The organism is Bacillus paranthracis, from assembly GCF_001883995.1.
GTDB lineage: Bacteria > Bacillota > Bacilli > Bacillales > Bacillaceae_G > Bacillus_A > Bacillus_A paranthracis.
On sequence record NZ_MACE01000018.1, the window covers coordinates 649644 to 664459 of the forward strand.

13 protein-coding genes and 1 other annotated feature are annotated in these 14816 nt (G+C 38.0%); of the genes, 2 read left to right on the forward strand and 11 right to left on the reverse strand.

What is annotated here, in order from left to right; translation table 11 throughout:
* Positions 1-96: 96 nt before the first annotated feature.
* The 4 genes from BAQ46_RS09675 to cymR all read right to left on the reverse strand — a co-directional run bounded on the left by BAQ46_RS09675 (position 97) and on the right by cymR (position 3595).
* On the reverse strand, positions 97-756 hold the full coding sequence (locus BAQ46_RS09675) for a tetratricopeptide repeat protein (RefSeq protein ID WP_000066391.1): 660 nt from the start codon (positions 754-756) through the stop codon (positions 97-99).
* Positions 757-865: 109 nt separating this feature from the next.
* Positions 866-1981: a tRNA 2-thiouridine(34) synthase MnmA gene (gene mnmA, locus BAQ46_RS09680; RefSeq protein WP_001038008.1), complete on the reverse strand. Its 1116-nt coding sequence runs from the start codon at positions 1979-1981 to the stop codon at positions 866-868.
* A gap of 16 nt (positions 1982-1997) precedes the next feature.
* Positions 1998-3143, reverse strand: a complete 1146-nt coding sequence (locus tag BAQ46_RS09685; protein WP_048557574.1) for a cysteine desulfurase family protein — start codon at positions 3141-3143, stop codon at positions 1998-2000.
* Between the two features lie 35 nt (positions 3144-3178).
* The gene (cymR, locus tag BAQ46_RS09690; RefSeq protein WP_000704116.1) at positions 3179-3595 is read right to left on the reverse strand and encodes a cysteine metabolism transcriptional regulator CymR; all 417 of its coding nucleotides are present in this window, start codon (positions 3593-3595) and stop codon (positions 3179-3181) included.
* Between the two features lie 292 nt (positions 3596-3887).
* Here cymR and BAQ46_RS09695 point away from each other — a divergent pair, with 292 nt between their 5' ends.
* Both BAQ46_RS09695 and BAQ46_RS09700 read left to right on the forward strand, forming a co-directional pair.
* Entirely contained in the window at positions 3888-5174 is a 1287-nt protein-coding gene (locus tag BAQ46_RS09695; RefSeq protein ID WP_000812933.1) for a replication-associated recombination protein A, read from the forward strand.
* Positions 5175-5211: 37 nt separating this feature from the next.
* Entirely contained in the window at positions 5212-5853 is a 642-nt protein-coding gene (locus tag BAQ46_RS09700; RefSeq protein ID WP_000857699.1) for an RsfA family transcriptional regulator, read from the forward strand.
* 515 nt (positions 5854-6368) lie between these two features.
* Here the strand turns inward: BAQ46_RS09700 and BAQ46_RS09710 are convergent.
* From BAQ46_RS09710 to relA, 7 genes are all read right to left on the reverse strand, one after another.
* Positions 6369-7136, reverse strand: a complete 768-nt coding sequence (locus tag BAQ46_RS09710; RefSeq protein ID WP_000903179.1) for a tRNA threonylcarbamoyladenosine dehydratase — start codon at positions 7134-7136, stop codon at positions 6369-6371.
* 347 nt (positions 7137-7483) lie between these two features.
* Positions 7484-9259, reverse strand: a complete 1776-nt coding sequence (gene aspS / locus BAQ46_RS09715) for an aspartate--tRNA ligase (protein WP_000840908.1) — start codon at positions 9257-9259, stop codon at positions 7484-7486.
* A gap of 12 nt (positions 9260-9271) precedes the next feature.
* Complete coding sequence (gene hisS / locus BAQ46_RS09720) at positions 9272-10543, reverse strand: histidine--tRNA ligase (protein WP_000027087.1); 1272 nt, start codon at positions 10541-10543, stop codon at positions 9272-9274.
* A 69-nt stretch (positions 10544-10612) separates the two neighbouring features.
* Positions 10613-10843, reverse strand: a binding site (T-box leader).
* Positions 10844-10897: 54 nt separating this feature from the next.
* Positions 10898-11074, reverse strand: coding sequence for a hypothetical protein (locus BAQ46_RS30630; protein WP_001242605.1), 177 nt, complete (start codon positions 11072-11074; stop codon positions 10898-10900).
* 264 nt (positions 11075-11338) lie between these two features.
* Positions 11339-12034, reverse strand: coding sequence for an alpha/beta fold hydrolase (locus BAQ46_RS09730; RefSeq protein WP_000447389.1), 696 nt, complete (start codon positions 12032-12034; stop codon positions 11339-11341).
* A gap of 128 nt (positions 12035-12162) precedes the next feature.
* Positions 12163-12603 carry a D-tyrosyl-tRNA(Tyr) deacylase gene (locus BAQ46_RS09735; RefSeq protein ID WP_001266956.1) on the reverse strand — a complete coding sequence of 147 codons (441 nt, stop codon included), beginning with the start codon at positions 12601-12603 and terminating at the stop codon, positions 12163-12165.
* A 17-nt stretch (positions 12604-12620) separates the two neighbouring features.
* Positions 12621-14804 (reverse strand): GTP diphosphokinase, encoded by a 2184-nt coding sequence (gene relA, locus BAQ46_RS09740; protein WP_001262809.1) that lies wholly within the window; start codon positions 14802-14804, stop codon positions 12621-12623.
* Positions 14805-14816 lie beyond the last annotated feature (12 nt).

The window sequence follows — 14816 nt, forward strand, 5'->3', positions numbered from 1 at the left end:
CTTTCCTCTCCTTTCCGGTTTCGTTTCACTTTAATGAGCAGTACATCCCCCACCTATTTAGATGAGGGATAACTACTCATTAACTATATTTTCATCTTATTCAGCTTCTTGCTCTAATAAACGAACACCATTACCCGCTAAAAAGTGATCTGGCTGAATTTCAGTTGCTTTCTTAAATAAAGCGAGAGCCTTCTCATTTTTTTCCTCAAATACGTAGGCAACACCTAAATTATAATACGCATCTGCATGCTCTTCATCCATTTCTAATACCTTTTCAAAATAAGGTTTCGCCTCTTGAATATGTTCTAGTCGTGCAAAGCAAAGTCCGCACTGGAACAAAGCTTCTACATCGTTTTCATCTAATTCTGTTGCTCTTTGTAAAAACGGCAGTGCAAGACGATCATTTCCAAGTTGCACATGTGTAATACCTAACATAAACGTTACATCAGCTGATTGTAATCCAGCTTGCATCGCTTGTTCAAATACAGCTTTCGCCTCTGCAAATTGCTCTTGACCGTAATATACGTTTCCTAATCCATAATAAGCAGCCGCAGATTTATCATCTAACTCCAATGCACGTTTATAAAATAAAATTGCTCTCTCACTGTCACCTAGTACATCTAATAAGTTTGCAAAATTAATATATCCAAGCGCATCTTTCGGATTTTCTTCGATTGCTTCTGTGAAATTTTTAGCAGCTTCTTCCCAGTTTCCTTCTTGCATATATTGAATACCTGTTTCAAGTTTGTTTGACATGTCCTTCACCTCTACAACAAATTATAACAAAGAATGTATTTTCCAAGCGAACGAAAATTCGCCTTATGTAAAAGAAACCTCTAACCGCGAATCGGTAGAGGCTTCTCTTTTATCCTAAATAATCCAATTTCTTACCGCTACGGTACACTTCATCAATTGTAGCACCGCCTAAACACTCATCTCCATCATAGAAAACAACTGCTTGTCCTGGTGTAATTGCACGAATTGGCTCGTCACAAAGAATACGAACTGTATTTTCATCAACGATTTGAACCGTTACTTTATTGTCTTCTTGACGATAACGGAATTTCGCTGTGCACTTAAATTCTTTCTCTTTCGCTTTATTACTTACCCAGCCAACATTTGTAGCAATAACTTCGTCGCCATATAGAAGTTCGTTATGGAATCCTTGATCAACATATAAAATGTTTTCTTTCAAGTTTTTCCCAACAGCAAACCACGGATCACCGTTACCACCAATACCAAGGCCATGACGTTGTCCAATTGTGTAGTACATTAAACCGTCATGCTTTCCTTTCACTTCGCCAGATAACGTTTGCATCACACCTGGTTGTGCTGGTAAATAGTTACTTAAGAAATCTTTAAAGTTACGCTCACCAATGAAGCAAATACCAGTACTATCTTTCTTCGCCGCTGTCGCTAAACCAGCTTCTTTCGCCATTTCACGAATTTGTGGTTTCTTCAGTTCACCAAGCGGGAACATTGTTTTTGATAATTGCTCTTGGCTTAATTGATTTAAGAAATACGTTTGGTCTTTATTGTCATCAACGCCGCGAAGCATTTTATATTCGCCGTCCATATAAGCAACGCGTGCATAATGACCTGTCGCTACATAATCAGCACCAAGCGCTATTGCATGCTCTAAAAATGCTTTAAATTTAATTTCTTTATTACACATTACATCTGGGTTTGGTGTACGACCAGCTCGGTATTCATCTAAGAAGTACGTAAATACTTTATCCCAGTATTGTTTTTCAAAGTTTACTGCATAATACGGAATACCAATTTGGTTACACACTTCGATTACATCATTGTAATCTTCTGTTGCTGTGCAGACACCATTCTCATCTGTATCATCCCAGTTTTTCATAAAAATTCCGATTACATCATAACCTTGCTCTTTTAATAAAAGAGCCGCTACAGATGAATCGACGCCACCGGACATCCCGATGACAACGCGTGTTTCGTGAGGTAGTTTGTTCATCATGTCACCTCCCATGCTAATTTTGTGTTAATCGCTTCACGATTTTCACTGTTTCGTACGCCGCTTTCTCAACTTGCTCTTTCGTATTTCCAAGTCCGAAACTAAAACGTACGGATGAACGTATTTGATCGGAGTCTTTTCCGAACATCGCCACTAATACATGTGATGGATCAATCGAACCAGCTGTACAAGCCGAACCACTTGATACTGCAATGCCAGCTAAGTCTAAGTTCACAAGAAACGGTTCAATGTTCATTCCTGTAAAACTAATATTAAGCACATGTGGTAATCGATATTCTAAGTTTCCGTTTACCTCGAAAGTAATGTCTTCATTTTTGAAGACAGATACCATTATATCTTTAAACTCTTCATATTGGGCATTTTTTTGCTCACGAGTTTTTTCAGCTAGCAAAATTGCATGTTGCAACCCAACGATGCTCGGCACATTTTCCGTACCAGCACGGCGTTTTCTTTCTTGCTCCCCGCCTATTAATAACGGTTCAAATTTCACGTCTGCACCAGCGTATAGGAACCCGACACCTTTTGGCCCGTTAATTTTATGAGCCGAAATTGATAATAAATCAATACAAAACTCTTTCACATCAATTTCTACTAAACCGTAAGCTTGTACCGCATCTGTATGGAAATAAGCTTGATGCTCTTTTAGCAGCTTACCTATTTCCGCAATTGGTTGCATCGTCCCAACTTCATTATTCCCAAACATAATAGATACAAGAATTGTCTCTTCTGTCAATGCCTTTTGTATGTCAGAAACTTGAACGCGTCCTGTTTCATCAACAGGTAAATATGTCACTTCAAATCCTTCACGCTCTAACAATTCACACGTATGCAAAATTGCATGATGTTCAATTTGCGTCGTTATAATATGGTTACCTTTATGACGGTTCGCACGCGCTACACCGATAAGCGCTAAATTATCAGCTTCCGTACCACCGCTCGTAAATATGATTTCATTCGGATTCGCATGAATGCTACGTGCACATGCGCGTCTCGCCTCATCTACTGCATGGCGCGTTTGACGTCCATAAAAGTGAATACTAGACGGGTTTCCGAATGTTTCTGTCATATATGGAATCATCTTTTCGACCACTTCCGGGTGAGTCGGAGATGTCGCAGCATGATCTAAGTAAATGCGTTCCATTAAATCTCCTTCTTTCCAAATCGTTTCACAAGGAATTAAATGTAAAACATATAGCCCCCGTGATTTTCTTCCTCATAACGTACTAAATCTTCTAATGTTGTACTATCTAACACTTCTTGCACCGCATCACGAACACGCATCCATAATTGGCGTTGTGCTGGTTCTTCTTCTTCTATCATTTCTACAACACTAATCGGACCCTCTAATACACGGATTACATCCCCAGCTGTAATATTAGCCGGCTGATCTGATAATACATATCCGCCATATGCCCCGCGTGTACTCTTTACTAGACGCGCGTTACGAAGTGGTGAAATTAATTGCTCTAAGTAATGCTCAGATAAGTCATGTGCCTGCGCAATTGATTTTAATGAAATCGGACCTTCACCAAACTTTTTTGCAAGATCGATCATAATTGTTAAGCCGTAGCGGCCTTTCGTTGAAATCTTCATCTATTTTGCACCTCTTTTCAAATTTTCACTTCTATTGGTTATATCTTATTTGTAAAAGAACACAATTTAAAATCCTATGAAATTATAGCATAATATAGTATTATAAGAAATTTCAACTTGTGTATCAAAATGATAACATAAAATCACATTGAAAAACTCGGAAATTATTACAATTGAAAGAAAAATGAAAATATTCATATTCATTTTTCCCACAAAACAGCATCCTATTTCAAATTCCACTAAAAAAAATGATACGATAGAAAGAGATTATACATTAAGGGAGACGGTAAAAATGAAACAACCACTCGCACATCGAATGCGCCCTACAAATATTCAAGAAATTATCGGACAACAACATTTAGTTGGTGAAGGAAAAATTTTATGGCGAATGGTCCAAGCAAATCATTTTCAATCTATGATTTTATATGGCCCTCCAGGCACTGGAAAAACATCCATCGCGAGCGCAATTGCAGGAAGTACCGGAACCCCTTTTCGCCTATTAAACGCTGTTACTCATAATAAAAAAGATATGGAAGTTGTCGTACAAGAGGCAAAGATGCATCGACACCTCGTTTTAATTTTAGATGAAGTACACCGTCTAGATAAAGCAAAACAGGATTTTCTATTACCTCATTTAGAAAGTGGACTCCTTACCTTAATTGGTGCGACGACGAGTAATCCGTTCCATGCTATTAATTCTGCTATTCGAAGTCGGTGTCAAATCTTCGAATTACACGCATTAACAGAAGATGATCTTTTAATTGGCTTAAAACGAGCACTTGAAGATAAAGAAAAAGGTCTTGGGGAATATGATGTAACTGTTACGCCTGAAGCATTACATCACTTCGCAAATGCATCAGGCGGAGATATGCGTTCCGCTTATAATGCACTGGAACTAGCTGTTTTATCTAGCTTTACAACTGATGACAAAGCTGCGGAAATTACGCTAGAAATCGCCGAAGAATGCTTACAAAAAAAGAGCTTCGTTCATGACAAAGGCGGAGATGCTCATTATGACGTATTATCGGCATTTCAAAAATCGGTGCGCGGAAGTGATGTAAATGCAGCACTTCACTATTTAGCACGTCTTATTGAAGCTGGTGACCTACAAAGCATCGGTAGACGTCTTCTTATTATGGCATATGAAGATATTGGACTTGCTAGCCCGCAAGCTGGACCGCGTACGCTAGCAGCTATAGAATCAGCGGAACGAGTTGGATTCCCAGAAGCACGCATACCACTTGCAAATGCCGTTATTGAGCTTTGCCTATCACCAAAATCAAACTCAGCTTATAAAGCACTTGACGCTGCCTTACACGATTTACGGAACGGTCAAACAGGCGATATTCCAAGTCATTTAAAAGATAGTCATTACAAAGGCGCAGAGGCACTTGGAAGAGGCATTGGATACTTATATCCACACGACCATCCAAATGGTTGGGTACAGCAACAATACTTACCTGATAAAATAAAAAACAAACAATATTATAAACCGAAAACGACAGGGAAATTTGAGCAAGCACTTTCTACTGTATATGAAAGATTACAAAGTTCGAATAAAACGAAAAATAAAGGGTAACATAAGCGAAAACGTCACCATTATGGAGGCTTCGCTTATGAAAACACGTCAAGATGCATGGACAAAAGAAGACGATCTCCTTTTAGCAGAAACTGTTTTACGACATATTCGCAGCGGCAGTACACAAATAAAAGCATTCGATGAAGTCGGCGATGCTTTAAACCGCACTTCCGCAGCTTGCGGCTTTAGATGGAATGCTGAAGTAAGGCCAAATTATGAAGATGCGGTGCAGCTTGCGAAAAAACAACGTAAAGAATTAAAGCGTTCTGAAGCTAAAATAGAAAAAGATCAGTTCACAAAAACGAAACAACTCGTAATCGATGCTGAGTTTTCAGAAGATATTGTACCAAGTAAACAAGAACTTACAATGCAAAATGTCATCTCGTTTTTGCAAAACTTAGAGCACAATAATCCTTCACTCGCAAAGTTACAAACTGAAAATGAAGTATTACAAACTCAGCTCACTTCCTTGCAAAAAACGAATGATGAGCTTGAAACTAAATTAGCCGCACTCACAAAAAAACAACAAGCAATCGAAGAAGATTATGCAATGCTCGTTAGAATTATGGATCGTGCTCGAAAACTCGTTTCAGTTGAAGAACAAGAAGAGCAGATCGCTCCCATTTTCAAGACAGATCAAAATGGAAATTTAGATATTATTTATTCTGCAGAGAATTAAAAAAGGATGTCACCTAGCCCAATTTTCCGGCTAAGTGACATCCTTTTTTTGTCTCTTCGGTGGATAGCATATTGGTAAATGAAATTATATCGACGATTTTTCGAATATATCTATCGTAACTTACAATATATCAACGATTTTTTAATTATATCGACTATTCGACAAGGAATATCGATTTACCGACAAATATTTACAAAATAAGCAAACCCGCTATACAAAGAACTCCCTGAATCAACTGGATATTTTTTACTTAAATGTTACTATAAACATATACGATTGAAAGGAGCTGATTGCCATTTCATTAGTAGCCTTCAAAATAACACTCGGTATTCTCGTTCTAACGTTAGGCCTTTTTACCATTCACAGTTTAAAAAAGACCTCAGGTTATAAATCAGACAAATATGATTATTACTTACTGACCTTGCTTGCATTTGAACTAGTAGCAATGCAAATACCCCTATTTCTTTAGCACATCTAAAAAAGCATATATCCAAAAATGGATATATGCTTTCACTTTATTCTTGCCCTACACGCTTCACTTCTACGTTTTTAATACGTTCACGTACAACGTGACTTGCCATAATTAAGCCTGCCACAGATGGTACGAATGCATTTGATGAAGGTGGTAATTTCGCTTTACGAATTTTTGCATTTTCGTCTGGTACAATTTCTTTACGTACTTCTTCACGAATTACGATTGGATTTTCGTCAGAGAAGACAACTTTTACACCTTTTTTAATGCCCTCTTTACGAAGCTTCGTACGAATGACTTTCGCAATTGGATCTGTATGTGTTTTAGAGATGTCCGCAATACGGAAACGAGTTGGGTCCATTTTATTTGCTGCACCCATACTTGAGATAATTTTAATTTTACGACGTAAGCATTGTTTAATTAAATGAATTTTGAACGTAATCGTATCAGATGCATCCACTACAAAGTCTAAACCGTACTTAAAGAACTCTTCATATGTTTCATCTGTGTAAAACATTTCTAGTCCAATTACTTCACACTCTGGGTTAATGTCTGCAATACGCTCTTTCATTAATTCTACTTTTGAACGTCCTACAGTAGATACTAAAGCGTGAATTTGACGGTTTACGTTTGTAATATCTACAACATCTTTATCTACTAATACGAGACGCCCAACTCCAGAACGTGCTAACGCTTCAGCTGCAAAAGAACCTACGCCGCCAATTCCTAAAATACCGACTGTACTATTTTTTAATATTTCAAGTCCTTCTTTACCGAAGGCTAATTCATTACGTGAAAATTGATGTAACATTCAGCTCTACACTCCTATTACAAAAATGGTCTACCATGTATTCTAGCGTTTTTCCGACTATTTGTATAGAAAAAGTTATAGAATTCCTAAAAATACATATTTCGAAAATAAAAACATAGTGTAAACCGGGATTTTGTTTCTTCCTAAATACACGTTTAAAAAGGAGGATTTAGAGAACCGAGCAGATCGAGGCGCTGAAGCCAGGAGGAGCGCAGTGTAGCTTTACTACTCGAGCACCGGACTAGCATACGTAACGACGAGATGCGACAGTTATCTGAACCGGACTTTTTAAACAACCTCTCAAAAAAAGCCTAGATGGTATTAGTATAACCATCTAGACCCTATTCTTACTTCTCTTCTTTTAAGCTTAATTTTAAGTTTAACTCTTCAAGCTGTGCTTCTGCAACTGGGCTTGGAGCTTCTGTTAATAAGCAGCTTGCGCTTGCTGTTTTCGGGAATGCAATTGTATCACGAAGGTTCGTACGACCTGCAAGTAACATAACAAGACGGTCTAAACCTAATGCAATACCACCGTGTGGTGGAGTACCGTATTCGAATGCTTCTAATAAGAATCCGAATTGCTCTTGCGCTTCTTCTTGTGAGAATCCAAGTGCTTTGAACATTTTTTCTTGTACGTCACGCTCGTAAATACGAAGTGATCCACCACCAAGCTCATAACCGTTTAATACAAGGTCATATGCTTGCGCACGTGCTTTTTCTGGTGCTGTTTCTAATAGCTCAACATCTTCACGGAATGGCATTGTGAATGGGTGGTGAGCTGCGAAGTAACGATCTGCATCTTCATCGTACTCAAGAAGCGGCCAATCCGTTACCCATAGGAAGTTAAATTTACTTTCGTCAATTAACTCAAGCTCTTTACCTAGACGTAAACGAAGTGCACCTAAGCTATCTGCAACAACGCTCTTCTTATCTGCTACGAATAGTAATAAGTCACCAGCAGTAGCTTCTAATGTATTCATTAACACGTTTGCATCTTCTTCACCGAAGAATTTCGCGATCGGTCCTTTTAAGCCGTCTTCTTCCACTTTAAGCCAAGCTAAACCTTTTGCACCGTATACTTTTACGAATTCAGTTAATGCATCGATGTCTTTACGAGAGTATTTGCTCGCAGCACCTTTTGCATTAATTGCTTTTACTTGTCCGCCGCTTTCTACAGCACTTGTAAATACTTTAAATCCACAACCTGCTGCAAACTCAGATAAGTCTGTTAGTTCCATTTCAAAGCGTGTATCTGGCTTATCAGAACCGTAACGAGCCATTGCATCAGCGTAAGTCATACGAGGGAATGGTGCACTAATCTCTACACCTTTCGCATCCTTCATAACTTTCGTCATCATGCGCTCCATCATATCTAAAATTTCTTCTTGTGTTAAGAATGAAGCTTCAATATCGATTTGCGTAAATTCTGGCTGACGGTCCGCACGTAAATCTTCATCACGGAAACAGCGTGCTACTTGATAGTAACGCTCAAATCCGCCGACCATAAGAAGCTGTTTAAATAGCTGTGGAGATTGTGGTAATGCATAAAACTCACCATCATGTACACGACTTGGTACTAAATAATCACGAGCTCCTTCTGGCGTGCTCTTCGTTAAAATTGGTGTTTCCACTTCTAGGAACTCTTCTGTGTCTAAGAAGTTACGAATTGTTTTTGTTACGTCATGACGCATTTTGAATGTATTGAACATTACAGGACGACGTAAGTCTAAGTAACGATATTTTAAACGCACATCTTCTGATGCATCTGTATCATCAGCAATAATGATTGGCGTTGTTTTCGCTGCATTTAATACGTTTACTTTCGTTGCTTGTACTTCAATACGACCCGTTGCCATATTGTCATTAATTGCGCCTTCACCACGCTCAACAACTGTACCTTCTACGTGTAATACGTATTCGCTACGAATTGTTTCTGCTACTTCTAGCGCCTCTTTTGATGTTTCTGGGTTAAATACAACTTGTACGATACCTGTACGGTCACGTAAGTCGATAAAGATTAATCCACCTAAATCACGGCGTTTTTGTACCCAACCTTTTAATTGAACTGTTTGTCCAACTGCTTCTACTGTTACTTTTCCACATGCATGCGTTCTTTCAGCCACTGTAAGTTCCCCCTATATTAATTTCTCTGCTACGTATGAAGCAAATACATCTAATGCTACTTCTTCTTGTTCGCCTGTTGCCATATCTTTTAAGTTAATGATGCCTTTATCTAGCTCATCTTCCCCTAATACAGCTACAAATTTCGCTTTTAGACGATCTGCTGATTTAAATTGTGCCTTCATTTTGCGATCTAAATAATCTTTTTCAACTGATAATCCAGCTTTACGAAGATCAAATGCAACTTTTGCAGCATGGTCTTTTGCTTTTTCACCAAGCGCTACAACGTAACAATCAATGCTATGTTCGATTGGCAATTCAATGTTTTCAGCTTTTAGTGCCATAATTAAACGTTCAATACTCATCGCAAAACCGATACCTGGCATTTCTGGTCCACCGATTTCTTGTACAAGTCCGTTGTAACGTCCACCACCGCTTAATGTAGTAATAGCACCGAAACCTTCTGCCTCACTCATAATTTCAAATACAGTGTGTTGGTAGTAGTCTAAACCACGTACTAAGTTCGGATCTTTTTCAAATGGAACATCCATCATCGTTAATAGTTCTTGAACTTTTTCGTAGTATACTGCTGAATCTTCGTTTAAGTATTCTGTAATAGATGGTGCTGTTCCCATTAATTCATGGTTACGGTCCTTCTTACAATCTAAAATACGAAGAGGGTTCTTTTCTAAACGAGATTGACAGTCAGAACAGAATTCGCCGATACGTGGCTCGAAGTGTGCGATTAATGCATCACGGTGTGCTTGACGGCTTGCTGCATCACCTAAGCTGTTTAATACAACTTTAATATTTTTTAAGCCCATGCCGCGGTAAAACTCTACAGCAAGTGCAATTACTTCTGCATCAATTGCAGGATCGTTACTGCCGATTGCTTCAATACCAAATTGTACGAATTGACGATAGCGACCTGCTTGTGGTCTTTCGTAACGGAACATTTGGCCGATATAGTATAATTTCGTCGGTTGTGTTGCGTCACCGAACATTTTATTTTCAACGTAAGAACGTACAACAGGTGCAGTACCTTCTGGACGTAATGTTAAACTACGCTCTCCACGATCTTGGAATGAGTACATTTCTTTTTGCACGATATCTGTCGTATCACCAACACCACGTAAAAATAGCTCAGTGTGTTCAAAAATTGGTGTACGAATTTCTTTGTAATTGTAACGACGGCAAATTTCGCGTGCTTGCCCTTCGATATACTGCCATAACTCAACAGTACCTGGAAGAATATCTTGCGTTCCGCGTGGGATTTGAATAGACATATTCAGTTCCTCCTCAAATTGTTTTAATCTTAATAAAAATAAAAAAACTCCCGCCTCTACTGTTTGAACAGTAGGGACGAGAGTATTATACCCGTGGTGCCACCCTAATTGAAGCACGTATGCTTCCACTTTTTTAATAACGCTTAAATGTGCGTTCATCCCTACTAAGCGTATACGCCGTTCAAGTTGAAACCTCTAGAGTGTCATTCAATCAGTCATCATGTAGAAATGTTTTCAGCCTAAGACATTTCTTCTCTTTCCATGTGTGTCTCATTTACTCTTCTCTATCAAAGGTTATATTCATATGTAAATATAAAATTACTATACGTTTGTTCAGTAGGATTGTCAAGTGCTCTAAGAGCGTTCAATCTGCTTCTTTAGACGCTTTACATCTTGAAGAGAAATGCCAAACTCAGAAGCAAGCTCCATTGAAGTATTGTTTTGCTCTTTTGAAATAAAATCATGAAAATTCACGTTAAACAGTTGATTTGCACCATTTGTAACAGAATGCCCTTTTTCATTCATACGCATACGTATATCCCTCACATTCAATATGGATGTTTTACTTTTTATTGTTCCATATTGATTAGAGAGTTATACATAAACGAAAAAGCTATTGACTCAAAATAAACATTAGTATTGGATTTATAACAATGAGCTAGTCCACTTGCTAGCATATGATGCTTCAAATAATATAACGATACGATACAATACCTACCCCAATTACGAGAATTTCTAACATTACATGTAATACAACTTGCGCGGCCATTTCTTCTATAGGAAGTAAAGCATACATTAAATTACTTCTACACTCTGATTCAATATACGGACCAATGCCTCTGGATTAGTTTCCATTACCCAATGCCCACCAACTTCAATAGAAAAAACCTCCCATTTTCTATCTCTTGCTTTTTTTGCTGATTCTAAAAAGATAGACGTCATTGGCCAATGTTCTGGATTATCCTTTACTTCTACGTATATATGCGGTATACATTGTGCTTTAAAGTTTTTTATTTCAACCGATTGTGTAAAAGCCAACAATGGCATCGCTGATTTTCTCTCATCTATTGTATTTCTAGGAAGAACACGCCATCCCTCCCCGTATACTTTTACTTCTTCTATAAAATGCGCGGCCATTTCCGGTCCAGAAATATCCATAACAGAATCACCATCTTCCGGAAGCATTGCATCCACGTATACTAGCTCCTTAATGAACTCGGGAATTACTTCTGCCACCCCTGTAATTACCATACCAGAATAACTATGTCCTACCAAAATTACATCTTTTAGACCCTGATATTTAATAGTATTAACAATGTCTTGAATAAATGTCTTCAACCCTATATTAGGTTGCATAAGATGTGTTCGTTCCCCAAGTCCAGTTAATGTAGGAGTATATACACTATGACCCTCTTCCCTTAAAAGTTCAGCTAGTTTTTTCCAAACATAACCGCCATCCCATGCTCCATGAACGAGTACAAATGTTTCCATAAGTTTTACCTCCCATAATCCCCCGATTATATCGTTTATTTTCTTAACTATCATAACAATAATTAACAAAATATACCATTAAAAACCATAAAAGAAGAGAGGGGCTCATCCCCTCTCTTCTTGCAACACTATTTACTTTCCACAATTAAGGTAACCGGACCATCATTGATTAAAGAAACATCCATCATTGCTCCGAACTTCCCTGTTTCTACATGCAATCCTTGCTTACGTACTTCTTCATTAAAGAAATCATATAAACGCTCTGCATAGTCAGGTTTAGCTGCATCCATAAAGTTTGGACGTCTTCCCTTGCGGCAATCTCCGTATAATGTGAATTGCGAAATGGATAGAACTTGTCCTTCTACATCAAGTACAGAATGGTTCATCTTTCCGCTCTCATCTTCAAAAATACGTAAGTTCGCAATTTTTTCTGCAATGTAAGTTGCATCTTTTTCTGTATCTTCATGCGTAATGCCAACTAGTAATGTTAAACCGAACGGAATTTGTCCTACGATCTCACCGTCTACTGTGACAGACGCTTCTTTTGATCGTTGTAAAACAACTCTCATCTTTTCTACACTCCCTATTAATGCATCATGCGTCGTACTGCATAAATTTCTGGAACACGTTTAATGCGTTCTACTACTTTTTTCAAGTGCTGTAAGTTACGAATAGAGATTGACATATTAATTGTTGCCATCTTATTACGGTCACTTCTACCAGAAACTGCTGAAATGTACGTTTTCGTCTCTGTAACAGCTTGTAATACTTCGTTTAATAAACCACGGCGATCGTAACCTGAAATTTCAATATCAACGTTATACTCAATTTCTTTTTCAGGGCTACCTTCCCACTCTACTTCTAATAAACGTTCTATAGCTTCTTCTGTATGAACATTTACACAGTCACGGCGGTGAATCGATACGCCTCGGCCTTTCGTAATATACCCAACGATATCATCACCAGGTACTGGGTTACAGCATTTTGATAAACGAATTAATAAATTATCTGCACCACTTACTTTAACGCCAGAATCCCATTTTCGAATTTTCATCGGTTTACGAACTTCTTTAACTTCAACAATCTCTTCTTCTTCACGTTGCTTACGGAACTTGTCCGTTAGTCGCGTAACAATTTGCGATGCAGTGATACCATTATATCCAACTGCCGCAAACATATCTTCTTCATTTGCAAAGTTGAATTTTTCAGCAACTCGTTTTAAATTGTCAGGCGCTAACACTTCTTTCATCTCATACTCTAGGCTACGCACTTCTTTCTCAACAAGTTCACGGCCTTTTTCAATATTTTCATCTCTACGTTGTTTCTTAAAGAACTGACGTATTTTGTTTTTTGCATGAGATGTTTGAGCAAGTTTCACCCAATCTTGACTTGGTCCATACGAATGTTTCGATGTTAAAATCTCAATGATGTCACCTGTTTTTAATTTATAGTCAAGTGTCACCATTTTCCCGTTTACTTTTGCACCAATTGTTTTATTCCCAATCTCTGAATGCACACGATATGCAAAGTCAATTGGAACAGATCCAAGTGGTAATTCCATTACATCGCCTTTCGGTGTAAAGACGAATACCATGTCAGAGAATAAATCAATTTTTAACGACTCCATAAACTCTTCTGCATTAGAAGCTTCATTTTGCCATTCTAATATTTGACGGAACCATGTAAGTTTCTTCTCTAATGTACCTGTTGTTTCTGCTGTTTTTCCTTCTTTATACGCCCAGTGTGCCGCGATCCCGAATTCTGCAATCTCATGCATTTCTTTCGTACGAATTTGCACTTCAAGCGGATCACCTTTCGGTCCAATTACAGTCGTATGAAGAGATTGATATAGATTTGCTTTCGGCATTGCAATATAATCTTTAAAACGACCTGGCATCGGCTTCCAGCACGTATGAATAATTCCAAGTACTGCATAACAATCTTTAATACTATTTACAACGACACGTACAGCTAATAAATCGTAAATTTCATTGAATTGTTTATTTTGCAGTGCCATTTTACGATAAATACTGTAAATATGTTTTGGTCTTCCAGAAATTTCAGGTTGAATTGCAACTTCGTCTAATTTCTCACGAATACCAGTCATTACTTCGTCTAAATACTCTTCACGTTCTGCACGTTTACGCTTCATTAAATTTACAATACGATAATATTGCTGTGGATTTAAGTAGCGAAGTGACGTATCCTCTAGCTCCCATTTAATAGTACTAATTCCGAGTCTATGTGCTAAAGGCGCAAAGATTTCTAACGTTTCATTCGCAATGCGACGCTGCTTCTCTTGAGGCAAATGTTTCAATGTACGCATGTTATGAAGACGATCAGCTAGTTTAATTAAAATAACTCGAATATCTTGAGCCATTGCAATAAACATTTTGCGATGGTTTTCTGCTTGTTGTTGCTCATGAGATTTATATTTAATCTTTCCAAGCTTTGTCACACCATCAACAAGCATAGCAATTTCTTTATTAAATTCCCGTTCAATATCTTCTAATGTAATCTCTGTATCTTCTACTACATCATGTAAGAAACCTGCTGATACTGTAGCTGGATCCATGTGTAAATCAACTAAAATACCTGCAACTTGAATTGGATGAATAATGTATGGTTCACCCGATTTTCTGTATTGTTCGCTATGCGCATCGCGTGCATATTCATAGGCACGTGCTACTAGCTCAATATCTTCATCCACTAAATATTGACTTGCTTTCTCGAGTACCTGTTCAGCTGTTAGTACCTGCTCATTTGCCATCGAATCACCTTT